The sequence below is a fragment of the uncultured Senegalimassilia sp. genome, from assembly GCF_934636665.1.
In the GTDB taxonomy this organism is placed as follows: Bacteria; Actinomycetota; Coriobacteriia; order Coriobacteriales; family Eggerthellaceae; genus Senegalimassilia.
This window is the reverse complement of the sequence record NZ_CAKUAT010000002.1, coordinates 117,398-143,048: the sequence shown is the minus strand read 5'-3', so window position 1 is coordinate 143,048 and position 25,651 is coordinate 117,398. Positions and strand designations below refer to the sequence as shown.

Annotated in this window: 21 protein-coding genes; 17 read left to right on the top strand and 4 right to left on the bottom strand. The window is 63.9% G+C overall.

Annotated elements, in window-relative coordinates:
- The first annotated feature begins 111 nt into the window (after positions 1–111).
- The gene (alr, locus tag Q0G75_RS01355) at positions 112–1,578 is read left to right on the top strand and encodes an alanine racemase (protein WP_294415830.1); all 1,467 of its coding nucleotides are present in this window, start codon (positions 112–114) and stop codon (positions 1,576–1,578) included.
- 303 nt (positions 1,579–1,881) lie between these two features.
- On the opposite strand, the gene proC is transcribed toward alr, so the two are convergent.
- Positions 1,882–2,673: a pyrroline-5-carboxylate reductase gene (gene proC, locus Q0G75_RS01350; RefSeq protein WP_294415828.1), complete on the bottom strand. Its 792-nt coding sequence runs from the start codon at positions 2,671–2,673 to the stop codon at positions 1,882–1,884.
- A gap of 538 nt (positions 2,674–3,211) precedes the next feature.
- Between proC and Q0G75_RS01345 the strand changes: the two genes are divergently transcribed.
- From Q0G75_RS01345 to Q0G75_RS01330, 4 genes are all read left to right on the top strand, one after another.
- The gene (locus Q0G75_RS01345) at positions 3,212–3,433 is read left to right on the top strand and encodes a hypothetical protein (protein ID WP_294415827.1); all 222 of its coding nucleotides are present in this window, start codon (positions 3,212–3,214) and stop codon (positions 3,431–3,433) included.
- A 202-nt stretch (positions 3,434–3,635) separates the two neighbouring features.
- Positions 3,636–6,851: a molybdopterin-dependent oxidoreductase gene (locus Q0G75_RS01340; protein WP_294415825.1), complete on the top strand. Its 3,216-nt coding sequence runs from the start codon at positions 3,636–3,638 to the stop codon at positions 6,849–6,851.
- A gap of 15 nt (positions 6,852–6,866) precedes the next feature.
- Positions 6,867–7,817: a 4Fe-4S dicluster domain-containing protein gene (locus Q0G75_RS01335; RefSeq protein ID WP_294415823.1), complete on the top strand. Its 951-nt coding sequence runs from the start codon at positions 6,867–6,869 to the stop codon at positions 7,815–7,817.
- Positions 7,817–8,569 (top strand): cytochrome b/b6 domain-containing protein, encoded by a 753-nt coding sequence (locus Q0G75_RS01330; protein WP_294415821.1) that lies wholly within the window; start codon positions 7,817–7,819, stop codon positions 8,567–8,569. The genes Q0G75_RS01335 and Q0G75_RS01330 overlap by 1 nt, the downstream gene beginning before the upstream one ends.
- 271 nt (positions 8,570–8,840) lie before the next feature.
- On the opposite strand, the gene Q0G75_RS01325 is transcribed toward Q0G75_RS01330, so the two are convergent.
- Together Q0G75_RS01325 and Q0G75_RS01320 are read right to left on the bottom strand one after the other, a co-directional pair.
- Positions 8,841–9,599: an alpha/beta hydrolase-fold protein gene (locus Q0G75_RS01325; RefSeq protein ID WP_294415819.1), complete on the bottom strand. Its 759-nt coding sequence runs from the start codon at positions 9,597–9,599 to the stop codon at positions 8,841–8,843.
- Positions 9,600–9,804: 205 nt separating this feature from the next.
- Positions 9,805–10,665, bottom strand: a complete 861-nt coding sequence (locus Q0G75_RS01320; protein WP_294415818.1) for a TIGR02452 family protein — start codon at positions 10,663–10,665, stop codon at positions 9,805–9,807.
- 393 nt (positions 10,666–11,058) lie between these two features.
- Between Q0G75_RS01320 and Q0G75_RS01315 the strand changes: the two genes are divergently transcribed.
- The 3 genes from Q0G75_RS01315 to Q0G75_RS01305 all read left to right on the top strand — a co-directional run bounded on the left by Q0G75_RS01315 (position 11,059) and on the right by Q0G75_RS01305 (position 13,940).
- Complete coding sequence (locus Q0G75_RS01315; protein ID WP_294415816.1) at positions 11,059–11,673, top strand: uracil-DNA glycosylase; 615 nt, start codon at positions 11,059–11,061, stop codon at positions 11,671–11,673.
- Between the two features lie 421 nt (positions 11,674–12,094).
- Entirely contained in the window at positions 12,095–13,477 is a 1,383-nt protein-coding gene (locus tag Q0G75_RS01310; protein WP_294417687.1) for a folylpolyglutamate synthase/dihydrofolate synthase family protein, read from the top strand.
- Positions 13,478–13,721: 244 nt separating this feature from the next.
- The gene (locus Q0G75_RS01305) at positions 13,722–13,940 is read left to right on the top strand and encodes an acyl carrier protein (protein ID WP_294415812.1); all 219 of its coding nucleotides are present in this window, start codon (positions 13,722–13,724) and stop codon (positions 13,938–13,940) included.
- A gap of 441 nt (positions 13,941–14,381) precedes the next feature.
- Here the strand turns inward: Q0G75_RS01305 and raiA are convergent, their stop codons facing one another.
- Entirely contained in the window at positions 14,382–14,939 is a 558-nt protein-coding gene (gene raiA / locus Q0G75_RS01300) for a ribosome-associated translation inhibitor RaiA (RefSeq protein ID WP_042435669.1), read from the bottom strand.
- A 403-nt stretch (positions 14,940–15,342) separates the two neighbouring features.
- Between raiA and nhaA the strand changes: the two genes are divergently transcribed.
- The 9 genes from nhaA to Q0G75_RS01255 all read left to right on the top strand — a co-directional run bounded on the left by nhaA (position 15,343) and on the right by Q0G75_RS01255 (position 25,615).
- Positions 15,343–16,842: a Na+/H+ antiporter NhaA gene (gene nhaA / locus Q0G75_RS01295; RefSeq protein WP_294415810.1), complete on the top strand. Its 1,500-nt coding sequence runs from the start codon at positions 15,343–15,345 to the stop codon at positions 16,840–16,842.
- Positions 16,843–17,239: 397 nt separating this feature from the next.
- Positions 17,240–18,625, top strand: coding sequence for a bifunctional UDP-N-acetylglucosamine diphosphorylase/glucosamine-1-phosphate N-acetyltransferase GlmU (gene glmU, locus Q0G75_RS01290; protein ID WP_294415808.1), 1,386 nt, complete (start codon positions 17,240–17,242; stop codon positions 18,623–18,625).
- Positions 18,626–18,777: 152 nt separating this feature from the next.
- The gene (locus Q0G75_RS01285) at positions 18,778–19,755 is read left to right on the top strand and encodes a ribose-phosphate pyrophosphokinase (protein WP_181859389.1); all 978 of its coding nucleotides are present in this window, start codon (positions 18,778–18,780) and stop codon (positions 19,753–19,755) included.
- Positions 19,756–19,925: 170 nt separating this feature from the next.
- Positions 19,926–20,483, top strand: coding sequence for an aminoacyl-tRNA hydrolase (gene pth, locus Q0G75_RS01280; RefSeq protein WP_294162596.1), 558 nt, complete (start codon positions 19,926–19,928; stop codon positions 20,481–20,483).
- A 260-nt stretch (positions 20,484–20,743) separates the two neighbouring features.
- Positions 20,744–22,147: a DHA2 family efflux MFS transporter permease subunit gene (locus Q0G75_RS01275; RefSeq protein ID WP_294415806.1), complete on the top strand. Its 1,404-nt coding sequence runs from the start codon at positions 20,744–20,746 to the stop codon at positions 22,145–22,147.
- Positions 22,148–22,298: 151 nt separating this feature from the next.
- Positions 22,299–23,132: a transporter substrate-binding domain-containing protein gene (locus tag Q0G75_RS01270; RefSeq protein WP_294415804.1), complete on the top strand. Its 834-nt coding sequence runs from the start codon at positions 22,299–22,301 to the stop codon at positions 23,130–23,132.
- A gap of 221 nt (positions 23,133–23,353) precedes the next feature.
- A complete protein-coding gene (locus Q0G75_RS01265; protein ID WP_042435683.1) occupies positions 23,354–24,007 on the top strand; it encodes an amino acid ABC transporter permease in 654 nt (217 codons plus the stop codon).
- Complete coding sequence (locus tag Q0G75_RS01260; RefSeq protein WP_294415802.1) at positions 24,000–24,764, top strand: amino acid ABC transporter ATP-binding protein; 765 nt, start codon at positions 24,000–24,002, stop codon at positions 24,762–24,764. The genes Q0G75_RS01265 and Q0G75_RS01260 overlap by 8 nt, the downstream gene beginning before the upstream one ends.
- An 83-nt stretch (positions 24,765–24,847) precedes the next feature.
- The gene (locus tag Q0G75_RS01255; RefSeq protein WP_294415799.1) at positions 24,848–25,615 is read left to right on the top strand and encodes a histidine phosphatase family protein; all 768 of its coding nucleotides are present in this window, start codon (positions 24,848–24,850) and stop codon (positions 25,613–25,615) included.
- The last annotated feature ends 36 nt before the right edge of the window (positions 25,616–25,651 follow it).

Sequence of the window (25,651 nt, the reverse complement as noted above, 5' to 3'; positions counted from 1 at the left end):
ATACTTGTCTCCGCTATACGGGAGACCCGTCGCGCGTCACGGCATCGCCGTGCGTCGGCATCGCCGACCTGCGTATTCGGGCAAAGCAAAGGTTTCAAGAGGGTGCAGAACATGGCAGACAATACTCAGCTTCCCAACGGTTTCACCGGTTTCGCGTTCCGCAAGCCGGCGGGCGGTACCAGCGCGGCGGACGCCATCCGCGAGCGCGAAGCCCAGCGTGCGGCCCATGCCGGCCAGCCTGCGCCTGCGCAAACGCCTCGTCGCGGCGGGGTGAACGGCTTCCTGACCGAGCGCGAAGCGGCATCCGATGCTGCCAATGAGGTGCGCGGCGCGTTCCAGTACAACCGCGACCATGAGGAAGCGGCCGCTTATTCCGCAGACGGGGAAACCTCCGAAGGCCGCGTGGAATTCGACCCCGAGAAGCTGGCCACCATCCCCGAGAAGGACCGTCGTTGGGCCTGGTTGGAAATCGACCTGAACGCCATCCGCCACAACGCCTCCGCCGTCAAGAAGATGATCGGCTCGGGCCGCCATATGATGGCCGTCGTGAAGGCCGACGCATACGGCCACGGCGCGGTGCGCGTTGCGAAGACGGCGCTGAACTCCGGCGCCGACTACCTGGGCGTCGCCACGGTCGACGAGGGCATCAAGCTGCGCGAAGGCCTGGTCAACGCGCCTATCCTTATGCTCGCCGAGCCGCCTGCCAGCGCCATCCCGCTGCTGCTCGCCTACAAGATCATGCCGGCGGTCTACTCTTCCGAGTTCGCCATCAAATATGCGGAGGCCGCGGATTCCATGGGTTTGCGCGCGCCGTACCATCTGGCCATCAACACGGGCATGAACCGCATCGGCGTGCGCTGGGACGAAGTGGTGAACTTCATGCACCAGATCGGCTTCCATCGCGCGCTCGAGCTCGAAGGCGTGTTCACGCACTTCGCCACGGCGGACTGCCCGGAAACGCTCGACTTCCACATCCAGGCGAAGCGCTACATCGAGGCCGTCGAGGGCCTGCGCGCGGCGGGCATCAACCCCGGTATCGTGCACTGCGCGAACTCCGCCGCCGCCATCCGCTATCCCGACGTGCGCTTCGACATGGTGCGCCTGGGCATCGGCCTGTACGGTTACCAGCCCTGCCCTGAAACCACGCCGCTCATCGAGCTGCGCCCGGCCATGAGCGTGCACGCGCGCATTACCGACACGCGCCTGGTGCCCATGAGCGAGGGCGTCAGCTACGGGCTGAACTACCGCAGCCCCGGCAGCGTGAAGATCTGCACCGTGCCCGTCGGCTACGGCGACGGCCTGCGTCGCGGGCTGTCAAGCCGCACGGACTTCCTGGTCGACGGCGTGCGCTGCCGCCAGGTGGGCAACATCTGCATGGACCAGTGCATGTTCGAGGTGGATTTGCGCAGCTACGCACGCCGTCGCCGCGTCGATCCCCAGGTGGGCGACGAGGTCCTCATCGTGGGCCAGCAAGGCGACGCCATGGTCACCATCGAGGAGATGTGCGAAACCCTGGGCACCATCCCGCACGAGCTGTGCATCGGCTTCGCCCAGCGCATGCCGCGCTACTACGTGTAGACGGGGAAGCGGGGGCTGCACCGCGCTGGCGAGCCTGACTGGATCCTTTCGCCAAGTCGGTGCACGGCCGAACCCCTAGCGCCTTTTGGCAAGTGAAAGAAAAAGCCTTCCGTTTCCGCAGCGTTGGGAACGGAAGGCTTTCTTGTATGTGTAGGTTTCAGAATCGTGTGAGATGGCGAACGGGGGAAGTTGCTGGCTGCCGCGCTTATCCGCGAACGCCGCGGTAGCGTTGCTTTCCGGGTTTTCCGCGCTTTCGCCTGCGGCCTCCTCGACCGTGCGACGCCTTCGGTCAGCGTCTTCCCGCTACTGCAGCGTGGCATCGACGGCGCTGATGAGCGCGTTGCGCAGGCCGGCGGCCTCGAGCGCGGCCACGCCCTTGATGGTGGTGCCGCCGGGGCTGCACACGGCGTCCTTCATGGCGCCGGGGTGCGTGCCCGTGGCCAGATGCAGCTGCGCGGTGCCGGCCATCATCTGCGCGGCCAGGCGATAAGCGGTGGCGCGGGGCAGGCCGTTCTTCACGCCGCCGTCGGCCAGCGACTCCAGGAACATGGCGGCGAAGGCGGGGCCGCACCCGGCGACGGCGCTGGCGGTCGAGAGCAGGTGGCCCGCAACGGGCTCGATGAGCGCGATGTCGCCGAACAGCCCGGTGAACGTTTCCCATTCATCGGCGCTGAGCGAGTGCTTCTGCTCGCAGGCGATCACGCCGCAGCCCACGGCAATGGGCGTGTTGGGGATGGTGGAAAGGTGGTGGCTGCCGGCTCCCAGCAGGTCCTCGTAGAAGTCGAACAGCAGGCCCGCGGCAACCGACACCACGGCCTTGCCGGCAAGCGCTTCGCGCGCCGGCGCCAGCACGTCGGCCACCATGTAGGGCTTCACGGCCACGATGATCAGGTCGCTTGCCTCGGCGACTTCGGCGGGGGTGTGCACGGCGTTCGCGCCCAGCGGCTTGCAGCTGGCCTCCAGCTTGTCGAAGTGCGCGGCGCAGGCGGTGATGCGGCCGCCATCGAAGCCGGCGTGGTTCACCAGCCCCTTCGCCATGGCCTGAGCCATGTTGCCGAACCCGATGAAGCCGATGCGTGCGGTGCTTGCGTCCATTGCGTCTCCTTTGCCGTGTTGCTCCCGTTGTCCGCGATTCGCGTTGCAGATGATTCTACGCCATCCCCATGTCCAGCGTGTGACGAAGCGCCCAGTGGCGAAGGGGTTGCGCGGCAAGTGGCCCAGCCGGCAAGTGGCCGGATGGCCAGATGGTCAGGTGGTGAAGCGGCTGCGCAGCGCGACAGCCGGCTGACGAAGGGGCTGCGCGGTGCGATGGTTGGGCGGCGAAGCGGCCGCGCGCTGTGGCGATCGCGCGGCGAAGCGGCCGCGTGCGGGCCAGTCGAACGTCCGATGAAGTGACCGCGCAGCGCTGCGGTCGCGCTCCGAAGTGGTTTTGGCAAAACCAACAGAATCTAATATGCGGGTAAACCGAAAAACACGGATTGGGCCAAAAAATATCAATCTGTCCCACTAAATCCCTATTCAATCGTATCGGTATTCCACAGCATTATGCACAAAAACCAAAACATGCCCTATTCTTCGGTAGATATTTCGCATACTTCGCAGGGTACCGCGACCGCTCACCGGGAAAACCCGCATGCTGCAAATCCTCGATGCAGCGTGCGTCTCGTTCAGGCGTATGGTTGTTCTCGAAGGTTCCGGACCTTTCCGAACCCTCATGCAGGCTTCCGTGTTTGCCGTCGGGGCCGATCTGCGCGGCCCCGACGGCAATCAAGGCAACTTCTGCAAGGCGCATGACGAGGCGCCGTGTCTGCTGGGGGATCCCGTTCTGAAAAACGAAATCGCTGATGACGAGTGAAACAGGTTGCGTGCCGCCAGCGCGAAAGCGCGGCGTATCGCGCCCGGCCCCGTGCGCCTTCGCACGCTGGGGCAGGGTGTGCCGTCTCCGCCAAGACCGAGTGCTCCGCATGGGCGCGGCCGATCGGCTGCGCGCCTTCGCACGGCGCCCTTCGCCTTGGTGCGCCCCGGCGCGCGAACCTGTGAGAGGGGATGCGAATCCTATGAATCTATCTCGAAGAGGTTTCCTCAAGGCCACCGGCGGCGCGCTTGCCACCAGCCTGGCTTTCGAGCTGTCCTCGCAAACCACGGCCTTCGCTGCCGAGACCGAAAAGGAATGGAAGCTCGAGGGCACCGAGGAACACACCAACATCTGCTGCTATTGCGCCGGCGGCTGCGGCAGCCTGTGCTCGTCGCGCAACGGCGAGCTGATCAACCTGGAGGGCGACCCGGACCATCCCATCAACGAGGGCGGTCTGTGCCCGAAGGGCGCCACCATGTTCCAGCTGCGCAATATCGTGGATCCGGCCACGCGTCAGGTCGTGAAGAACCCCGATCGCGTGACCAAGCCTATGGTGCGCCGTCCCGGGGCCAGCGATTGGGAAGCAATCACCTGGGACGATGCCGTCAAGGAGATCGCGCGCCACGTGAAGGACACGCGCGATGCGACGTTCGTCGAGCGCCGCGAGGACGGCTTGACGGTGAACTATACGCCCGCCATCGCCAGCCTGGGCGGTTCCCAGGAAAACTCCGAGGAGCAGTACCTCATCACCAAGATGATGCGTTCCCTGGGTATCGTCGCCCTGGACAACCAGGCGCGCGTGTGCCATAGCTCCACGGTGGTGGGCCTGGCCCCCACGTTCGGCCGCGGCTCGATGACCAGCCACTGGACCGACATGGCCAACACCGACTACATCCTGCATTGCGGTTCGAACAGCTGCGAGAGCCACCCGGTGAGCAGCCTGCACCTTGAGCGCGCTCACGAGCGCGGTGCGAAGTGGATCGTCGTCGACCCGCGCTACACCCGCACCGCCGAGCAGGCCGACATCTACTGCCCGCTGCGCAGCGGCACCGACATCGCCTTCTACGGAGGCATGTACAACTACATCATCGAGAACCTCATCGAGCCGGGCTTGGCCGAGTACAACCGCACGGGGCAAAACCCTGCGAACTACAACTTCGAGTACTTCGTCAACTACACCAACGCCAGCTACCTGCTCGACCCCAAATTCGCCTTCGATGCTGCAACGGGCCTGTTCAGCGGTTGGGAAGAGGAGTCCAAGACCTACAACAACCACTCGTGGCATTACCAGACGGAATCCACCGAGGAGTGGGACACGTCGGCTTCGGGCGACTACGCATGGGTCAAGGGCGAAGGCGTGCCCGAGTTCACGCCGCCTGTGTTCACCAAGCCCAAGCGCGATATGACGCTGCAGGACCCCATGTGCGTGTATCAGCAGTTCAAGAAGCATTACGAGCGCTACGACCTTGACACGGTTTGCAGCGTGTGCGGCATGGATCGCGACACGTTGGAGCTCGTGTACAAAACGTACAGCGAATCGGGCGCCCCGGGCAAATCGGGCACCATCCTGTACGCACTCGGCCAGACGCAGCATTCCTACGGCGGTCAGAACACGCGCGCCATGTCCATCCTCCAGCTGCTGCTCAACAACATCGGCATCCCCGGCGGCGGCGTGAACGCGCTGCGCGGCGAGCCCAACGTCCAGGGCGCCACGGACATGGCCATGCTCGTCGACGAGCAGCCCGGCTATCTGAAGTGGGCGAACACCACCGATCGCTCCAGCTTGCGCAAGTGGCTGGAATCCCAAACCTATTCGGCGGGCTACTACACCAACAAGCCGAAGTTCATGGTCAGTGCGTTGAAGGAATGGTTCGGCGAGAACGCCACCGTGGACAACGACTACGGCTTCGACTGGTGGCCGAAGGTGCCTTCGGAGAAGGGCGCGCAGGACTTCACGCACATCTCCACGTTCGAGCTGATGGACAAGGGCATCATGAAGGGCTACTTCAACTGGGGCATGAACCCGTGCCATTCCGCCCCCAACGCCGGCTTCGTACGCCGTTCGATGGCCAAGCTCGATTGGCTCGTGGTGGCAGACCAGGTCGAGACCGAGTCCGCCTGCTTCTGGCGCGCGCCCGACATGAACCCCGCGGACGTGCAGACCGAGGTGTACTTCCTGCCGTGCGCGCTCATCTACGAGAAGCCCGGCATGATCTTGAACTCTGGCCGTTGGATCCAGTACCGCTACCAGGCCGTCGAGCCGTGGGACGAGGCCAAACCCGACTACGAGATGTGCGATCTGATCTGGACCGCCATCTGCGACCTGTACCGCCAGGAGGGCGGTGCCAACCCCGACCCGATCCTCAAAACCAAGTGGGATTACTACGTGGACGGCAAGATGGACCCGCGCCCCGTGGCCTGGGCCCTCAACGGCTATCGCGTGGCCGGCACCGAGTGCAACGCTAGCTCCGCGAACCCGAAGACCGACCTGCTCACGGGCTATTCCGAGCTTGCCGCCGACGGTTCCACCGCATGCGGCATGTGGGTGTATTCCGGTTTCTGGAACAACAACGACGCCCCGCTCGACGCCGCAGAGCAGCCCTGCGCCAGCCGCGACCTGTCCGACCCCACGGGCCTGGGCCTGTACCCGAAGTGGTCCTACGCCTGGCCGAACAACCGCCGCATCCTGTACAACCGTGCCTCGGCAGACACCAAGGGCAAGCCCTGGAACCCCGATCGCGCGCTGTGCGAATGGGATGGCCAGAAGTGGAAGCTCAACGACAACGCCGACTTCGTGGCCGTCAAGGGCGGCAAGCCGGTGGAGCCGAACAACAATGCGTTCTTCATGACGTGGGAGCAGAACGCGCGCCTGATCAGCTACGGCATGGTGGACGCGCCCATGCCCGAGCACTACGAGCCCTTCGAAAGCCCGCTCGAGCGTAACATCATGAACGGCAGCTTGGCGAACCCGTGCATCAAGTTCGCCGGCAACGCCTCCACGGCGCACGCCGACTTCAGGGAGTTCCCGTACGTGGCCACCACATACTCGGTGACCGAGCACTGGCAGACCGGCGGTCAGACGCGCATGTGCCCGGCGCTCATCGAGGCCATGCCCACCCAGTTCATCGAGCTGTCCGAGGAGCTGGCGGCGGAAAAGGGCATCAAGAACGGCGACAAGGTGCACGTGTGGAACAACCGCGGATCGGTGGAGATCCCCGCGGTGGTCACGCGCCGCGTGCAACCGCTCACCGTCAACGGCGAGAAGCGCCACCTGGTGGGCATGACGCACCACTACAGCTGGGCGGGCGTGTTCGGCACGGACGTCAACACGGTGAACGACCTGACGCCCAACGTCGGCGACCCCAACTCGTTCATCCCGGAATACAAAGCGTTCCTCGTGAACATCGAGAAGGCATAAGGAGGAGTGGGAAACATGTCTGAGAAAGCGATTCTGTTCGATTCCTCCAAATGCACCGCCTGCAAAGGCTGCCAGGTGGCGTGCAAATGCTGGAACGAGCTTCCCAGCCCCACGGAGCTCAACGCGTGCGCGGCGAGCTTCACTGGAACGTACCAGAACCCGCCCGATATCAACGGCACCACGCGCCTGATCATCTCGTTCAACGAGACCGAGCCGGCCGCCGCGCTTGCCACCAAGCCCATCGGCTGGGCGTTCGGGCGCCGCAGCTGCCAGCATTGCGACAGCGCGCCCTGCGTGGCCGTGTGCCCGCATGGCGCGCTCACCCAGGACCCGGACACGGGTTTCGTCAACGTTGACCAGGCGCAATGCGTCGGGTGCGGCTATTGCTCGAGCGCGTGCCCGTTCGACGTCCCGCGCTACGTCGGCGGCGAGGGCCCGCTGGCCCAGCTTCGCCTGGAGAAGTGCACGGGTTGTCTGGACCGCGTGAAGCACGGCATGGAGCCGGCGTGCGTGGCCACGTGCCAGCCTGATGCGCTGACGTTCGGCGACCGCGATGAGCTGGTAGCCACCGCCCGCGAGAAGGTCGCATGGCTGCGCGAACGCGGCTACGAGAACGCTTGCGTGGCCGGCGATTCCGATGATTATCCCACGCATGTGCTGCACGTGTTGAAGTACGGTTACGAGGCCCATGGCATGGTCGAGCATCCGCAGGTGCCGGCGACGGTGGAGATGACCCGCGTGATGAAGCCGATCACCGGCGCCCTGTCCGGCCTGACGGTGGTGGGCTTGGCCGCCATGTTCGGCCTTGCCGCAGGGTACAAGCGCGATAAGTTGGCCTACAACCCCGAGACGGGCGACACCATCGACGTCGACAAGGGCGTGGTCGTCAAGCAAGGCGATGGCCAGGATGAGATGAGCGTGATGGAGCACATCACGGAGAACATTGGCCGGAAGGGAGGCCGATAATGGGCAAGAGCGTGAGCGTTTCCCCGCAGGATTGGGCAAGCGATCAGGAGTTCCTGAGGCGCGAGGCCGCGGCGGGAGAGCGGCGCATCAAGCGTCACTCGCGCCAGACGCGCTGGACGCACGGCATCACCATCGTCTGCTGCCTGCTTCTGTGCGTATCGGGCCTGTTCGTGTTCGTGCCGGCGCTGAGTCAGGCCCTTGGCGCGCAGGCGGTGTTCACTATCCGCATGTCGCATCGCGTTATCGGCGCCGTGTTCGTGCTGGTGCCGCTGATCAGCGCCATCATGGCTCCGAAGGGCGTTGCGCATGTGTTCAAGAACCTGTTCGCGAAGTGGAACAGCGATGACAAGAAGTGGATGCTGCTGTTCTTCCCGTACCTGTTCATGGCGAAGTGGATCCACATGCCCGACCAGGACGAGGTGAAGTCCGGTCAGCGCTTCGCCGACGGCATGCTGTGGCTGGCGGGCGCGCTCATGGGCGTCACGGGCGTGCTGCTCGTGCTCAACGGCTGGCTTGTGGATTTCGGCGGTGCTTCTGGCGTTATTCTGTGGCTGCATGACCTGGGATTTCTGTTAATCGCCGTGTTCGGCTTGGCGCATATCTTCCTGGGTGCGGGCATCTTCCAGCCATATCGCGGCACGATCCGCCTGATGTTCGGCGACGGTACCGTCAGCGAGTCCGATGCGCTGTACCACTGGGGCCATTGGGCGCGCAAGGAACTGGAGAGCGGCAAGAATGTGGTCCGCAAGTAGCGGGTTCGCCGCGCTGCGGTTTCGCGCAAAGGAATAACGTTGCAGGGTGCGCCGACCTTCGAGCCGGCGCACCCTGTTTAGTAGTGGGCGGGTTGTGCTGTTGGTGTCGAGTCTGTTCAGCTGGCAGCGAGGGTGATGACGCTCGTGAGGCGCGCTTTTGCGACTTGCAAACCTGCCTAGCCAGTAGTCTGCGGTGCCTCCTAGACGGAAACGTGGCTTTTGCCCGAGCGCAAAAGCCACGTTGTTGCGTCTTCTCCGATGGTCCAAAGGGTTATTTGCTCAATGCCCAAGCGATGCCCTTCGCCATGCGTAGGGCGGGTTCCTTGAAGTGGTTGCCGGGGTTTTGCTCGAATGTGGTGGGCACGCCTCTGGCTTCGAACAGCTCCACGACATCGCGCGTGCCTTGCGCCACGTTGCGCAAAAGCCGGCTGGGCGTGCGCGCCTCCTTGCTGCCAAGCGAGAAATATGCGCAGGCGGGTTTGCGGGCGAACTCGTTCGCGGCGGCATAGCCGGTGAAATCCGGGTACCACAGCGACCCCGATGCGCTTGCAACGCGCCCGAACGCGGCGCTGTTGAAGCAGGCCCACGTGGCGAACAGTCCCGCAAGCGAGTAGCCTGCCAGCAAGCGTTGCTCGGGTTTGCGCGGCGCGTCCCCTTCGACGCGCGGGATGATCTCGCTTTCAAGCAGGCGGAGCTGTTCGGCCGCTTTGCCCGCGAACGGCGCGTCGTCGGCGAACAGCCCGGGGCATTCCCAAGGCGTCAGATCATCGTTCCAGCAACGTGGCAGTATGGCGGTAAGCACGAAATCCCGGCAACCAAGCTCGCGGCAAAGACACCGCACCTCGGACCCATCGCCATCGTGAACATGCAGGTAAACTACCGGAAGGCCGTCCGGGAGGGCCGGGTTCGCTTCGCTGGATCGGCCCTCGCCGGCATCAGGGCGCGCTTCGCCTGCGCAATGCGCCGGCGTGTGCACGGCTACGCGATTCCCGCAAACCGTGAACTCCCTGACTATGTCTTCGCTACCCATGTTTTGCCTCGTGTGCGTTGAAACGCATTTCGCTCTTGATGCTTCGTTTCGTCCTGGATGCGTTCTTTTCTATTTGGGTTCCGCGCCGGGCATGCCGCTGCTGTTTTGCCCCGCGTGCGCGCCCGACAATCATCTCGTGCTTGCGATTCGCTTCGCGTACGCCCTGGCTTTTTGCCAGCTTCGCCTCGCTTCAAGAGCAGATGCGCTAGGAGCGGAACGTGATGCCTTCGGGCAGGTCGTTGGGGTCGAAATCGTCCTCGTCGTTCTCTTCGGTTTCGGCTGGTGCGACAGCGACGGGCTCGGGTTCTCGCGCTTCGCCGAACGCATCCTCGAACGGGGTGAAGACGGCGCGTGGCACGGCGAACGTGATGTGGTCGATGGCCCCGGGGTGCGCGGCGATCCAGGCACGGAACAACTCGATGACCACCTCGGGATCGAAGCCCTGCGGACCGGCGCCGAACGCGCCCACGATCAGCGTTTCGGCCCCGTTGGCTGCAGCGATGCGCAGCAGCGCCTCCACGCGGGCGCGCAACGCCGTCTCGACCTCTCGCTCGGAGCGGTGATTCTCCAACGCATGGATGCGGTTGGGCTCAGGGATGGCCAGCACATCGGCACGGCGGATATCGCCGTCGTGGACGAACGCCACCTGGGGCAGGTACAGCGCGCGGTCGGTGTAAAGCTGGCCGGACGCAAACCCGCGGTTGGCGGCATGATACGTGCTTTTGCAGCCGCACAAAACCGGGTACAGATTGCTCTCCGAGCACAGGATCTGCTCGGGCCCGAAAGCGCCATCCTCGTACGCGCCGCCCGGGCGCATGAACGAGCACGGGTCCACGACCACGGTCTTACCCTTCGCGCTATGCACCGCCTTCACGGTAAAATCGCTGGTCACGCTGGTGGTGGTTGCCGCGCCCTCCTCGACTTCGGGCAGCTCAAGCTCGCGCCCTTCGCCGTCTTCGTAGATGACGGCGGCGTCGATGGTTTCCTGGGTGTCTTTCGCGAACGCCCCGCGCATCAGCGCAAGGTTGCTCGCGGCGGCGGCTTTTCTCTCATCGCGTGTAGGCATGGTCTCTCCTTAAGGCAGATGATTCGACTTACCGTTCATCGTAGCAGCTGGCAAGCCCGCCACAGCCCGATGTTTCCGCGATTTAACGCAACCGTTGGCAACGGCGTCCCACCGCCCGCGGGCGGCGCGCGAACGGTGGTTTAAAACCGTCCAGAACTTGCATTTTGTACCTTCCAGGCTGGGTGGTTCGCCCCATGCGGGCATTGCCGGCCGCTGCTTGCGGATGCGGCAGCCATCCCCTATGGACTTCCAATCATTACCTCGTTTACCGCGCTTTTTTCGCTGTTGTGCTAGGCTGTTGACCAAGGAAAACGTTGCCTGCTTGCGCGGTTCGCAAACCCACCAGCTACGCGATGGGCACGTCACCGTCCGATGCACGGAAAGGGGCAAACCATGCCGAAACCGCATATTCCGCTCGATGAGCTGCGCGTGCAGGTGGAGTCATGTCGCCGCTGCCCGCTGTGCGACGGCCGTACGCAAACGGTGTTCGGCGTGGGCAATCCTCATGCTCGCGTGATGTTCATCGGCGAGGCGCCGGGCAAAAACGAGGACTTGCAAGGCGAGCCGTTCGTCGGCGCCGCCGGGCACTACCTCAACGAGCTGCTCGGGTGCGCCGGTCTGCGCCGTGAGGACGTGTTCATCGCCAACGTGCTGAAGTGCCGCCCTCCCGGAAACCGCGACCCGCGACCGGAGGAGATTCAGACCTGTACGCCCTTCCTGCGCGAGCAAACGCGCACCATCGACCCGGAAGTCCTGGTCACGCTTGGGAAGTTCTCTACGCAGTTCGTCCTGAAGACGCAGGTGGGCATCACGCGCCTGCACGGTCGCGTCCAACGAGCGGGCAAGTTCCTCGTCTTTCCCATCTTCCACCCCGCCGCCGCGCTCTACGACGGCGCAAAGCGCGAAGCCCTGGAAAACGACTTCGTTACCCTAGGCCAGGTGCTCCATCAACTGGACGAGCAAAAGGCAAAAGCCGCGAAAGAGGCGGAGCAACAAAACGGGCAGTAGCCGCAACGGGGGAGAGAGCCGGCGGAAGCGCTTGAAGGGGCAACGAAAATAAAAGGAGCCGGAATCGAGGAGAATACCGGCTAGGCGCCCAAGTCGTGGAGGGCAAACGCGGTTCGGCTGGTTTGCCCGAATATAAAAGCGCAAGCTTCGGGTCGAGTTATCGCGTGGGGCGAGCCGGTCACGCATGTATTGAGGGCTTTATGGCAGATAGCCTCCGTCCCCAAATGTCGGGCAGCAATCGGTGATGTTTGCAAGATGTCGCAGCGACGCGATTGCCGGCTAGCTTGTAGAACCTGCGCACACTCGGGCTTGGGTTGTCATCCCGTGCTAACCTGCTTACGAATAAAAGACGCTCGAGCAAGGTGAATCCCGTATGCCGCAAATAACTCCGCAAAGCGCGCCGCAGCCTGGGGCGCAACATATGCCGCAAAACCCTCCGCAAGACTTCGATCCTATCGCCTATATCAACGCTCCCCGTTGGCAGGCTTCGCGTTTGGGCCTTGACCGCATCCGCGAGCTGCTGAAGCGCCTGGGCGATCCTCAAAACGATCTGCGCATCGTTCATGTTGCGGGCACGAACGGGAAGGGCAGCACGTGTGCTTATATCGCCAACGTGCTGCAGGCCGCTGGCTATCGGGTGGGGTGGTTCTCCAGCCCGTTCATCGAGCGCTTCGAGGAACGGATCCGCGTGGATGGCAAGAACATCGGCATGCCTGACCTTACGCGCGTCACCCTGCAAGTGCGTGAACAGGCTGAGCAAATGTCGGTGGAAACCGGTGACCACCCAACGGAGTTCGAGCTCATGACGGCGGTAGCGCTTCTGCATTTCGTCCAGGTGGGGTGCCAGGTTGCGGTGCTGGAGGTCGGTCTTGGCGGTCGTCTGGACTCCACCAACGTCATCGCGGCCCCTGATGTTGCCGTCATCACGCGCATCGGCCTCGACCATACCGACCTGCTCGGCGACACCATCGGCAAGATCGCCACGGAGAAGGCCGGCATTATCAAGCCGGGAAGCTCCGTGGTGTCGTGGCCGCAGGAGCCTGAGGCCGCAGAAGCCGTGGAAGCGGCGGCGCACGCGGCAGGCTGCACGGTTGCGCAGCCCGATTTCCACGAGCTGGACATCGCGTCTGTTCGCCATCTCGATCCCGAGCGAATCGAATCCGGCAAGCCTGCGGTCATCCGTCCCTTCACCTACAAGGGCAACGCTTACGAAACCACTTTGCTGGGCAGCTATCAACCGCAAAACGCCGCGCTGGCTTTGGAGGCCGTGCTCGCGCTTCAGCGTCGTGGCTGGGATATCCCGCAATCCGCTATCGAACGCGGCGTTGCCGCCACGCGTTGGGCCGGCCGTTTCGAGGTGCTGCCGCACATGCCGGGCAAGCCTACCGTGGTCATAGACGGCGGTCACAATCCGCAGGGCGCCCAGGCGCTCGCCGATTCGCTGGCCGACGTGTTCGCCGGCCGCAAAGCCGTGCTGCTCTCGGGCGTCATGGCGGACAAGGATCATCCCACCATGTTACGCACGGTGCTCCCGCATGCGGCGGCGTTCGTCGCCGTGACGCCTGACAACCCCCGAGCGCTGCCCGCCGCAGATTACGCCGCAGAAGCCGCCCGCATAGCCGCGGAAGTGCCCGCGGTCGACGCAAACCTGCCCATTTGTGCAGCGCAAACCTACGCTGAAGCAGCCCGCAAGGCCGCTGAGCTCGCCGGTCCCGATGGCATTATCTGCGCGTTCGGCAGCCTGTACAGCATCGCGCAAACCAAGCAGGCCCTCCGGGAAGCGGGGTTGCTCGCGGGCGAATAGAGCCCGCTTCCGCCCCCCGCCGCCAGGTTTCGCTCGGAAGCCGATTCGAACGTTCGTCCGCGGGGTCCGAATTAGGGGTAGGGGCAACTCTTAGATTTGCCTGCACCTCAGCCTCCCGCTGCCCGCATGGTTCACCTGCGTAACACGTATGGTTCGTACGTGTGGGACGCGGGGCAAAACCGGGCGCGCGGCGCGGCGTGTGCTACCATACGAACATTGCAATGTTTGAGAAAGGACCGCCATCATGGCTACCATCGACACCGTTAAGGAAGTCCTGGAAGAGAACCTGGACATCAACCCTGAGTCCGTCAACGAAGACTCCACGTTCGACTCCCTGGGCATCGACTCCCTGGACATGGTCGAGCTGATCTGCGACCTGGAGGAGAAGTGCGACGTGGACTTCGGCGAGCCCGAGGGCCTGAAGACCGTCGGCGAGCTGGTCGAGTACATCGACTCCCTGTAAGCCGCAAAGCTTATCGAGCGCGTTAACCCTCGGCTAGCACGCTCGACTGCGCAAACCAAAGCGCAATAATCATAGCCGACTGTCAAGTCTGCTATTGAGGACCGGCCCTGGAATTGCCCGGGGCCGGTCCTTGCTTTTCCGGTTGCTTGTTGCCTTCAGGCTGATAATGGGGAAGCGGGCAACGAAGCGCCCGGGTCGTCTTCGTCTTGTATGGGTGCGAAGGTTCCGATGCGACCTTCGCACCCATTTGCGAGAAAGCTCGATTCGACCGCGCCCTATTCGTGGCTGGCCCGCGCAGTCGGGACTCGAGCTTGCCCGAGCTCGATATGCTTTGCTTGCAACCGCACAGTTGCGCGCACGAAAAGGGGCGGCCCGAAGGCCGCCCCTTTGCAAAATGCGTATGTTCCGCACTGGCGATTCGCCAGATGCGATGCGTTCGCGCTACTCCGTCTGCTTCAGCAGGCCGTAACCGCCGTCGTCGCGACGATACAGCACGTTGACCAGGTTCGTGTCGCGGTCGGTGTAAGCGAAGAAGTCGTGACCCAGCAGGTCGATCTGCACCAGGGCCTCTTCCTCGGTCAGCGGCGCAAACTCGATCTCCTTCACGCGGACGACTTCCTCATCGGCGGTGAACTCCGCCATCAGGCTCTCGGGATCGAACTCGCCGACAGGGGCGACTGCGGCCTCGCGCGGCTTGCGGTCGAGCACGCGGGTCTTGAACTTGCGAAGCTGGCGAAGAACCTTGGCTGCCGCAACGTCGATGGCGGCGTACATGTCCTCTTCGGACTCCTCCACGCGTACGATGTGGCCCTTGGTGCGCAGCGTGACCTCGCAGATAGCGGGGGTGGCGTTGGCGGGGTTCTTCTCCACATGCAGCACGACTTCGGCATCCAGCGGATTGATGTCCATGACCTTCATGGAATTGCCGATTTTGTCTTCGGCGTACTCGCGCAGCGCATCGGTTACAGGCATTTTGCGTCCGGTGACGGTAATGCTCATGTCAATCACCTCTTCTTCGCGGCGGACAAAAAAGACCGACGGTGTTTTTCCTGCTCAGAGCCATAAAAAGCGCTTACAGCATAGGTGGCAGGTTATCCCCTTTCGTCGAATCTGTAGGTACAGCATAGCGCACTTTACGTTGATTTAACCGGCGAATTCCCGGTATTTTCGGGTTCGTTCGTAAACGATTTGAAAACGCCAACGCCACGTTCCCGGGCGTATCTCAGCGCCGCCATGATAGACTGTGCCGAATCCGCGAAGCGGCCTGCAAGACGCTTATCGCGAAAGGCGGAAAGGGGCGTTCCGAACCTCCGCCGGCTCGTTTCGCCACGGAACGGGCCCTATGAAATAGCAAGCTTCGTTTCGCGGGCGGCGTAGGCGCTTCCCGCAAGTTAGGCAGGACATGACCGACAGCCGTATCTATATCAAAGAGGTGCAGGGCCATCAGCATCGCTATCAGAAGCTCATCCAGCTGACGCATTCGTCCACGAAGGCCGCCGGTGCCATGCTGCTCGCCGCCGTGGTGGCGCTCATCGTGGCCAACACCGCCGCGCACGAGCCGTTCCTGGAGTTCTGGCATTCGCATGTGGGCTTCTTCTTCGGCGAATCCGTTGTCGAGATGTCGCTTGCGCACGTGATCAACGACGTGTTCATGGCCGTGTTCTTCCTCTTGGTGGGCTTGGAAGTGAAATACGAGCTCACGGTGGGCGAGTTGACCAACATCCGCCAAGCGCTGCTGCCCATCATGGCGGCCGTCGGCGGCGTTCTGGCCCCCATCGCCATCTATCTGGTGTTCAACGCCGCCGACCCGCAAACCGTAGGCGGCTGGGGCGTTCCCACGGCAACCGACATCGCGTTCGCGCTGGGCATCCTGGCGCTTTTGGGCAACCGTGTGCCGGCCGGCGTGCGCGTGTTCCTGTCCACGCTCGCCGTGGCCGACGACATCATCGCCATCCTGGTCATCGCCATCTTCTACGGTCAAAGCCCTTCGCTGGCGTGGCTGCTCGTCGCGGGCGTGGTGCTTGCCGTGCTCGTTGCCATGAACAGGGGGCATGTGTACTCGCTGCTTCCGTATATGCTGGTGGGCGCCCTGTTGTGGTACTGCGTATATATGTCGGGCGTGCACTCCACCATCGCCGGCGTGCTGTTGGCGTTCGCTATCCCGTCCGGCTCGCGCGTGAACCTGCGCACCTTCGCCACCTGGTCCGATACCAAGGTCCGCGAGGCGAACCGTGCCTTCGATCCTGAGGAGCCCGTGTTGGCTCAGGGTCGTTATATGGAAACCGTCCGGCACTTGTCGCACGTGGCGCGCCAGGTGGTGCCGCCGGCAACGCGCCTTGAGCACAAGCTGTACCCGTGGGTGTATTTCGGCATCCTGCCGCTGTTCGCCCTGACCAACGCCGACGTCAGCTTCGCCGGCATGGACGTGGGGTCGCTGTTCGCCTCCCCGGTGTTCTTCGGCATCTTCTTCGGCCTTCTGGTGGGCAAGCCGCTCGGCATCATGCTCATGAGCTTCCTGGTGGTGAAACTCAAGCTGGCCAGCTTGCCCGAGAACGTCAACTGGCAGCACATGCTGGGCGCATCCATCCTGGGCGGCGTCGGCTTCACCATGGCCATCTTCGTGGCGAACCTGGCCTTCACCGATGCGGTGTTGGTGGCAACGGCGAAGCTGGGCATCCTGCTGGCGTCGCTTGCGGCGGGCGTGTTGGGCTTCACCTTCCTGCTGGTGCAGGCGCGCGGCGCCCAGAAGCAGGGCGTGGCGTTCGTGGACCCGGCCGTCGAAGGCGGCGATGGCAACCTGGAGGCGCTGCCCACCGCGGCGCGTGAGGCCGCGCTCGAGGGCCGCGAGATGCTGCACGACCTGGAGACCGACGAGGAGCTCGACCCGCGCGGCGTGGCATAGGCGCGCGGCGCGCCGCAGGGCGCGCTTGCGAAAAGATTATCGGCCCTGCATCGGCTCGGTCTCTCGCGTTGGCGCTCGGGCTTGTGCAGCTCTTCGGTTTCTGACGCTGCGCCTCGGCTTGGGTGCTGTCCGACCCGCGCGGCGTGGCGTAGGCTTTCCTGCGTTCGCTTCCCGAACGCTGCCGTTTGCGACGGGGCCGCCGCCGCTGTGTGCGCAAGCTGCGCAGGCGCGGCGCGCAAGGGAATCGTTGCGGTATACTTTTTGGCAGTTCAATCGCTTGCAACGCCGATGCGCTCATGCGCGCATCGGCCTATGGCGCCTCGCCGGCAAAACCGGCGTTCGCGCTTGCGGGCGCTGCGTATTCGCGGCGCCCGCGTTTTCGACCAAGGAGGATCGCATGGAAGCTGCCGCTATCGTTTTGGCTGCGGGCGCGGGCACCCGTATGAAGTCCAAAAAGCCCAAGGTGGCCCACGAGGTTTTGGGCAAGCCGCTCGTGCGCTGGGTGGTCGATGCCGCCCACGCCGCCGGCGTCACCCAGGTGGCAACGGTGGTCGGCCATGCCCGCGAGCAGGTCGTCCCGCTGGTCGAAGGCGACACGCAGGTGGTGGTGCAGGAAGTGCAGAACGGCACGGCGGGCGCGGTGCTCGCCTGCGCCGACGCTTTCGCCGGCTTCGACGGGTCGCTCTCGGTGCTCACCGGCGACTGCCCGCTTATCAAGCCTGAGACCATCGCCCGCCTGGCGCAGGTGCGCGACGAGAACAACGCCGCCGTGGTGGTGCTCACCATGAAGTTGGACGACCCCACCGGCTACGGTCGCATCATCCGCGATGCCGACGGCCAGGTCGAGCGCATCGTCGAGCAGAAGGATGCCACGCCCGAGGAGGCGGCGGTCAACGAGTGCAACTCCGGCTTCTATTGCTTCGACGCGCGCGCCCTGTTCGACGCGTTGGCCCAGGTCAGCAACAACAACGCCCAGGGCGAGTTCTACCTCACCGACGTGCTTGAGATCTGCCGCAACGCCGGCCGCCCCGTGCTTGCGCTCGCCACCGACGACGCCACCGAGTGCTTGGGCGTCAACTCCCGCATCCAGCTGGCCCAGGTCACCAAGGTCATGCAGCGTCGCATCAACCACGCGCACATGGCCGCCGGCGTCACCATAGTCGACCCCGACCAGGTGTGGATCGGCCCTGATGTGAAGATCGCCCAAGACGTCGAGCTGCTTCCCCAGGTCATGCTCATGGGCGCCACTGAAATCGGCGAGGACAGCGTCATCGGCCCGAACACGCGCCTGACCGACACCAAGGTCGGCCGCGGCTGCGTCATCGAGGAAACGGTGTCCATCGAGGCTCAGATCGACGACGCCGCAACCGCCGGCCCGCGCGCCTACTTGCGCCCGGGCACGCACCTGTGCGAGGGCGCGAAGGCTGGCACGCACGTGGAGATCAAGAAATCCACCATCGGCCGCGGCAGCAAGGTGCCGCACCTCAGCTACATCGGCGACACCACCATGGGCGAGGGCGTCAACATCGGCGCCGGCTCCATCACCTGCAACTACGACGGCAAGAAGAAGTGGCCCACCACCATCGGCGACAACGTGTTCGTGGGCAGCGACACCATGATGGTGGCCCCGGTGGCCATCGGCGACGGCGCCATCATCGGCGCGGCGTCGTGCATCACCAAGGAGGTGGCGCCCGACGCGCTGGCGCTCACGCGCCCCGAGCAGGTCGAGATCCCCGGCTGGGCCGCCAAGAAGCGCGCTCGTCAGGCCGCGGAAGGCAAGTAAACCGCGTCTGCCATAAGCCTTTCGCAATCCGCAGGGCCGGCTGGCCGTGAAGTCCTCATAGAGGGTTCGCGTGCCAGCTGGCCTTTTCCTTTTCCGCCAGGTAGAATGACTTCCGTATGAACAACTGCGAAGCGATGCGAAGGAGCACGCGCATGACTGCGGAAATGGAAAAGCGTAAGAGGATGGCAGTGTTTTCGGGTTCCTCGAACCTGAAGCTGGCCGACGAGATCGCACAGGAGCTGGGCATCTCCCTGGGCAATGTGAAGCTGGAGAAGTTCGCCAACGGCGAAATCTACGCTCGCTACCAGGAAAGCGTCCGCGGCGCCGATGTGTTCATCGTGCAGTCCGTGTGCTCGAGCCCCAACGGCTTCGACGTCAACGACAACCTCATGGAGCTGCTCATCATGATCGACGCGGCCAAGCGCGCCAGCGCGCACAGCGTCAGCGCCGTCATCACGCATTACGGCTACGCGCGTCAGGACCGCAAGGCCGCTCCGCGCGAGCCCATCACCGCCAAGCTGGTGGCAGACCTGCTCACCGCCGCCGGCGCCGACAACATCATCGCCATCGACCTGCATCAAGACGCCATCCAGGGCTTCTTCGACAAGCCGGTTAACCACATGACGGCCATGCCCATCTTCGTGGACTACTTCGAGCAGAAGGGCTTCAAGTCCGAGGAGCTGTGCGTGGTGTCTCCCGACGTGGGTCGCGCAAAGGCCGCCAAGAAGTTCTCCACGCTGCTTGATTGCGACATCGCCATCATGCACAAGGACCGTCCGAAGCACAACCAGGCCGAGATCACGGCCCTGATCGGCGACGTGAAGGACAAGATCTGCATTCTCAACGACGACATGATCGACACCGCCGGCAGCCTGGTGGCCGCAGCCACCACGCTCAAGGCCAAGGGCGCGAAGAAGATCTACGCCTGCGCAACGCACGGCCTGTTCAGCGGCCCTGCCTACGAGCGTCTTGAGAACTCCTGCATCGAGGAGGTCGTGGTCACCAACGCCGTGCCCGTGCCGCTCGAGCGCCAAACCGGCAAGATCAAGGTGGTCACGCTGGCCCCGCTGTTCGCGCAGACCATCAAGAACGTGTACAACAACGGCTCCGTCGCAAGCCTGTTCGAATAGCCGTATCCGCCGGCGCGCTGCCGGCAGCATATACGACACCGCGGGCGCTTCTGCAGCTTGCCTTCGCCGTATGCCGAAATCAGGGCAAACCCTGTTTTCGGTTCTAGGCGAAAGTGCAGCGCAGAAGCGCCCCTTTCTAACTGTTGCGCATCGGTGATTTGGAAGGACCTATGTTTCTAATCGTTGGCCTGGGGAATCCGGGCGAGGAATACGAGCACACGCGCCACAACGCCGGCTTCGATTCGCTTGATCTGGTGGCGGAAGAAGCGGGCGCGCGCTATTGGAAGACCGAGTGCGGCGCGCTCACGGCCAAGGGCGTGTGGCGCGACCACGATGTGGTGCTGGCAAAACCGCAAAGCTATATGAATACGTCGGGCGGGCCGGTGAAGCAGCTGATGAACGCATATGGCGTGAAGGCGGATCACCTGATCGTCATCCATGACGAGCTGGATATCGACCCGGGCACCATCCGCGTGAAGTTCGGCGGCGGCCACGCCGGCCACAACGGCCTGCGCAGCATCTGCGACAAGCTGGGCACGCGGGATTGGTTCCGCGTGCGCTGCGGCATCGGCCGCCCGCCGGGACGCATGCCGGTGGTCGACTGGGTGCTGGGCCGTCCGAAGAAGGAGCAGGCCGACGATTTCGCCCAGGCAACGCACCTGGCAAGCCAGGCGGCCCTGGGCCTGGTCACCGATGGCCTGGAGAAAACCCAGCAACGCTTCAACTAACGGGCCAGGTGGGTGTGAACGGGGGACGGGGGTGTTTTCGCACTGGGCACCCTGCGTCCCCGAAGGATATTCGTGAACGCACCTCCGCCCCCTGTCCACCTGCGTTTTCGCACGCCCGTTTTGCCGCGCCTGGTCATTGGCTCGGGCGGTGCGTGCAGCGTGAACACACCTCCGTCCCCTGTTCAGCCGCGGCCCCTGTTCACTGGTGCTTCGACATGCCCGTTCTGCCGTGCTCGAGCGGCTTGCGAAAGGAGGGGCTTTTGCCTGCAACCGACAAACGTGCTGCATATGCGCTGTTCGCGCTCGTGGTGCTTGCTGCGGCGTGCGGCAACCTGTCGCAAACCGCCGTGAACGCCATGATGGTGGGCATCGTGGCGGATATGGGCGTTACCGTGGAGCTTGGCCAGTGGCTGAGCACCGGCTATATGCTCATGCTCGGGGTTGCCGTGCCGGCCGTTACCTGGATTTCCAGGCGCTTCAGCGCACGGCAGCATGTCCTGCTTGCCCTGGGCCTGTCGCTTGCGGGCTCGCTGATGTGCCTGGCAGCGCCTGGCTTCTGGGTGCTGCTAGCGGGGCGCGTCCTGCAGGCGGTTTCCACCGGCATCCTTTTGCCGTTCATGACCACCATCGCCATGGTCAGCTTCCCTCCGGGCCGTCAGGCAACGGCCATGGGCATCGCGGGGGTGGCCATGGGCTTCGCGCCCAACATCGGGCCCACCGTGGGCGGCGCCATGGCATCGACGTGGGGCTGGCGAAGCTTCTTCGTCCTGTTGGCTGCGTTGACCTGCGTGCTGACGCTGTGCGCTTTGGCGCTGGTGAAGCCCTCGAAGCCGCATGACGCCTCGGCCCGCTTGGACGCTGGATCGCTGATCCTGTCCACCTTGGGTCTGGGAGGCGTGCTGCTGGGCTTCAGCAACGCATCGTCCTTCGCCTTGGGCAGCCCGTATGTGTGGATTCCGCTTGTTGCGGGCGTGGCCGTGTGTGCGGCGTTCATCGTGCGTCAAAAGCGTCTGGACAGCCCGCTCATCGACCTGGGTGTGTTCCGCTCGCGCCGTTTTAACGCGGGCTTTGCGGCGCAGAATCTGCTGTTCGCCTCCTTCATGGGCGTCACGCTGGTGGTGCCGTTGTATGTGGAAGGCCTGTGCGGCGGCACGGCGCTTCAGGCGGGCATGGTGCTGCTTCCCGGAACCGTCGCCGCGCTCGTGCTCAACCCGCTCGGCGGCGTGCTGACCGACCGCATAGGCGCGCGAAGGGTGTGCCTGGTAGGCGGGCTTTTGCTCTCCGCCGGTGCCGTGCCCATGTGCTTTTTGGACGCCGCCTCGCCGCTGTGGCAGGCCGTCGTGTTCCAGGGCGTGCGCGCATGCGGCGTGTCGCTGCTCATCGGGCCGCTCACCCAGTGGAGCCTGGCCGACCTGCCGCGGCCGCTCGTGCCCCACGGCAGCTCGCTGTCCATCGCGGTGCGCCAAGCCTGCGCCAGCTTCGGCACGTCGGCCATGGTGCTGGCCATCTCGGCGGGGCAGGGGATCGCCGCCCGCGGCGGGCTGGCCGGCGGGCTGCAGGCCGCGCCGGACGCGCTTGCGGCCCTGCCGTACCACCTGGCGTTCGGCTTCTCGGCCGTGCTGTCGCTGTGTTTGTTCGCGGTCATCGCGTGGAAGGTTCGTTAGCGCATCTTGTGCCGTTCGCGGTCGTTTTCGCGCCAGCGGTTGCACGTTCCTGCGCGTCTGGTATACTTCACTTCAGCACTCTACTGTGATAAAGTGATTGCTAAGGAACCAAGCAGCCATGCCTGCGGGCATGCGCGGAAGGGAAGGGAACATGAAGAAGAAGCTCCTCGGCCTGGTGGCATGCGTTGCCGCGCTGGCCCTGTCCGGCGCCCTGCTGGCGGGTTGCTCGGGCTCTGGTGACAAGACCGGCGGCGACTCTGCTGACGGCAAGGAAACCCTTACGGTCGGTTTCGACCAAAGCTATCCGCCGTACGGCTTCGTCGGCGACGACGGCAAGTACACCGGCTTCGACCTGGATCTGGCTCAGGCCGTGTGCGACAAGAACGGCTGGGAGCTGAAGCTGTCCGCCATCGACTGGGATGCCAAGGACGCGCTGCTGGCCCAGGGCAACATCAACTGCATCTGGAACGGCTTCACCATGGAGGGCCGCGAGGACGGTTACACCTTCTCCGACCCCTACATGCTCAATGAGCAGGTCATCGTCGTGAAGGCCGGTAGCGACATCTCCGATTTCGCGGGCCTGTCCGGCAAGACCGTCATGACCCAGGTCGACTCCGCGGCGCTTGACGTGCTCGAGGGTGACCAGGCCGAGGTTGCCGCCACCTTCAAGGGCGGTGCCGCTCAGACCATCGGCGACTATAACAACGCCTTCATGCAGCTTGACTCCGGCATGATCGACGCCGTCGCCTGCGACCTGTCCATCGCCCAGTACCAGATCGCCGCGAACCCCGACAAGTACGTGCAGCTGTCCACCCCGCTGTCCACCGAGCACTACGCCGTGGGCTTCAAGAAGGGTGACACCGAGCTGGCCCAGAAGGTCACCGAGACCCTGAAGCAGCTCGACGCCGACGGCACCGTCAAGGAGCTGTGCGAGAAGTACGCAAGCTACGGCATCAGCTACGACAACTGGGTGCTCGGCAAGTAATGCCCCCGCTTGCCCCCGGCAAGCAGCTTGATAGCGTATCCTATTAGGGCCGGAGATGCGAACCCTTGCCCCTATGCACGATGCGACGCTAATCCAACAGCGTTCGCGTGCATGGCGGGCCGGGGAAGCATCCCCGGCCTTCCGGCTGATGTACCCCGCCAACCTGCGAAGGTTGGCGTTCGGCGTGTTAAGACAAGAGCGTTTCTCTTGGAAGGAGACCAATGGAATTCGGAACCATGATGGGGCTGCTGCTCTCCGGCCTGCAGTTCACCGCCATCATCTTCGTGATCACGCTTGTGGGCGCGTTGCCCCTTGGCGTGCTGGTGGCGCTTGGCCGCATGAGCAAGTTCAAGCCGCTGTCGCTTTTGGTGCAGTTCTATATATCGGTCATGCGCGGCACGCCGCTTATGCTGCAGCTGATGATGTGGATGTTCGGTCCGTTCTACCTGTTCGGTGCCTCTATGGGCCCGGATTGGAAGTACTTCGCGTGCTGCATCGGCTTCATCCTGAACTACGCGGCCTACTTCGGCGAGATCTACCGCAGCGGTATCCAGTCCATACCGCGCGGCCAGTACGAGGCCGCCGAGGTGCTCGGCTACACGCGCACGCAGACCTTCATGAAGATCATCCTGCCGCAGGTGTTCAAGCGCATCCTTCCCGCCATGGGCAATGAGGTCATCACGCTGGTCAAGGACACGTCGCTGGCGTTCGTGCTCGGCATCATGGAGATGTTCACGCAGGCCAAGGCTATCGCCGCCGCTCAAACCAGCATGATGCCCTACGTCATCGCCGGTCTGATCTACTGGGTGTTCAACTTCGTGGTGGTCATGGTGCTCAACCGCGTCGAGAAAAGGATGAACTACTATCATGACTAACCCCCTTGTTTCCCTTTCGCACGCACGTAAAAGCTTCGGTAAGACCGAGGTGCTCAAAGATATCTCCCTGTCGGTGGAGCAGGGTCAGGTCGTCGCCATCATCGGCCCTTCCGGCGGCGGCAAATCCACGCTCCTGCGCTGCATGACGCTGCTGGAAACCCTTGACGGCGGCAGCCTGTCCTACGGCGATCTTGCCGTGGCAACCGACGGCGGTTCCGGCTCGGTGTACGGCGGAAAGGCCGTGCTCTCGCAGGCGAAAACGCGCTTCGGCCTGGTATTCCAGAACTTCAACCTGTTCCCGCACTACACGGTGCTGAAGAACATCACCGACGCGCCGTTGTCCGTGCAAAAGCGCCCGAAGGACCAGGTCGTGGCCCAGGCGCACGAGCTTCTGGTGAAAATGGGGCTGGAGGGCAAGGAGAACATGGTTCCCTGCGAGCTCTCCGGCGGCCAGCAGCAGCGTGTGGCCATCGCGCGCGCCTTGGCCTTGAACCCCGACGTGCTGTTTTTCGACGAGCCCACCAGCGCCCTTGACCCCGAACTCACCAAGGGCGTGCTCAAGGTCATCCGCGACCTTGCCGACGAGCATATGACCATGGTCATCGTCACGCATGAGATGAGCTTCGCCCGCGATGTCGCCGACCATATCATCTTTATGGACGGCGGCTACATCGTGGAGGAGGGTCCTGCCGAGCAGGTGATCAACAACCCGCAGCAGGAGCGCACGAAGCTGTTCCTGGCGAACTACGGGGATTAACGAAACGGTTTGCGGTGCGCAAAACGCGCTGCAAGGGAAAGCGCCCGGGCATCCGGGCGCTTTTGCATGGGAAAGGCGGAAACTTGGAAGAGAAGGATCTTCAGGCGCCGTTGGCCTCGGGCAACGGCGCGGTGACGTTCTATATCACGCGGCACGGGCAGACGGTCTACAACGTCGCAAGCCGCGTGCAGGGTTGGTGCGACTCGCAGCTTACCGACGAGGGCATCCGCGTGGCTCGCCTGCTGGGCCGGGGCCTGGCGGAGGTCCCGTTCGCGCAGGCCTACTGCAGTGATGCCGGCCGCGCCGTGCAAACGCTCAATGCCGTGCTTGCCGCCAGGGCCGAGGAGAACCCGCAGGCTGAGTTGCCGTTCATCCACGTTCCCGATCCGCGCCTTCGCGAATGGTGCTATGGCAACTTGGAAGCGGGGCCGGGAACCGAGCTGCATGACGTGCTCGCCCGCGGTTTCGGAGAGGATTTGCCCTTCGATGAGCTGAACCGTCGCCTGCCCCAAGTTGCCGAGGTGCTGGCCGATCAGGACGACACCGGGCGCGCGGAGCGCTTCGATCAGGTGAAGGCGCGCCTAGAGAGCTTCTTTAGCGAAGCCGGGAAGCAGGCGCTTGCCGCAGGCGGCGGCAACGTGCTGGTGGTCACCCACTCGTTCGTGGTGCGATCGGTCATGTACCTGCTGGATCCTTCGCGCGTGAACGATCCGCTCAAGATCAAGAATGCTAGCGTTACCCAGGTGACCTACGATGGCGAAACCTTCACGCTGGGAGAAACGGCATCTACCCGCTGGCTAGGCGAGATGCCGCCGGAGGCCAACGCCATCCCCTTCGGGTTCCGTATGTAGAAGGGTTGCGGGAAACCGGTGTCCTTTCACGCGTTT

Excerpts from the sequence above, each read along its gene's own strand:
- Q0G75_RS01340 (WP_294415825.1), top strand. The coding sequence starts at position 3,636 with ATGAATCTATCTCGAAGAGGTTTCCTCAAGGCCACCGGCGGCGCGCTT.
- Q0G75_RS01335 (WP_294415823.1), top strand. The coding sequence starts at position 6,867 with ATGTCTGAGAAAGCGATTCTGTTCGATTCCTCCAAATGCACCGCCTGC.
- proC (WP_294415828.1), bottom strand. The coding sequence starts at position 2,673 with ATGGACGCAAGCACCGCACGCATCGGCTTCATCGGGTTCGGCAACATG.
- Q0G75_RS01310 (WP_294417687.1), top strand. The coding sequence starts at position 12,095 with ATGCCGCAAAACCCTCCGCAAGACTTCGATCCTATCGCCTATATCAAC.
- Q0G75_RS01345 (WP_294415827.1), top strand. The coding sequence starts at position 3,212 with ATGCTGCAAATCCTCGATGCAGCGTGCGTCTCGTTCAGGCGTATGGTT.
- nhaA (WP_294415810.1), top strand. The coding sequence starts at position 15,343 with ATGACCGACAGCCGTATCTATATCAAAGAGGTGCAGGGCCATCAGCAT.
- Q0G75_RS01330 (WP_294415821.1), top strand. The coding sequence starts at position 7,817 with ATGGGCAAGAGCGTGAGCGTTTCCCCGCAGGATTGGGCAAGCGATCAG.
- Q0G75_RS01265 (WP_042435683.1), top strand. The coding sequence starts at position 23,354 with ATGGAATTCGGAACCATGATGGGGCTGCTGCTCTCCGGCCTGCAGTTC.
- Q0G75_RS01285 (WP_181859389.1), top strand. The coding sequence starts at position 18,778 with ATGACTGCGGAAATGGAAAAGCGTAAGAGGATGGCAGTGTTTTCGGGT.
- glmU (WP_294415808.1), top strand. The coding sequence starts at position 17,240 with ATGGAAGCTGCCGCTATCGTTTTGGCTGCGGGCGCGGGCACCCGTATG.
- Q0G75_RS01320 (WP_294415818.1), bottom strand. The coding sequence starts at position 10,665 with ATGCCTACACGCGATGAGAGAAAAGCCGCCGCCGCGAGCAACCTTGCG.
- Q0G75_RS01325 (WP_294415819.1), bottom strand. The coding sequence starts at position 9,599 with ATGGGTAGCGAAGACATAGTCAGGGAGTTCACGGTTTGCGGGAATCGC.
- Q0G75_RS01260 (WP_294415802.1), top strand. The coding sequence starts at position 24,000 with ATGACTAACCCCCTTGTTTCCCTTTCGCACGCACGTAAAAGCTTCGGT.
- Q0G75_RS01315 (WP_294415816.1), top strand. The coding sequence starts at position 11,059 with ATGCCGAAACCGCATATTCCGCTCGATGAGCTGCGCGTGCAGGTGGAG.
- Q0G75_RS01305 (WP_294415812.1), top strand. The coding sequence starts at position 13,722 with ATGGCTACCATCGACACCGTTAAGGAAGTCCTGGAAGAGAACCTGGAC.
- raiA (WP_042435669.1), bottom strand. The coding sequence starts at position 14,939 with ATGAGCATTACCGTCACCGGACGCAAAATGCCTGTAACCGATGCGCTG.
- pth (WP_294162596.1), top strand. The coding sequence starts at position 19,926 with ATGTTTCTAATCGTTGGCCTGGGGAATCCGGGCGAGGAATACGAGCAC.
- Q0G75_RS01270 (WP_294415804.1), top strand. The coding sequence starts at position 22,299 with ATGAAGAAGAAGCTCCTCGGCCTGGTGGCATGCGTTGCCGCGCTGGCC.
- alr (WP_294415830.1), top strand. The coding sequence starts at position 112 with ATGGCAGACAATACTCAGCTTCCCAACGGTTTCACCGGTTTCGCGTTC.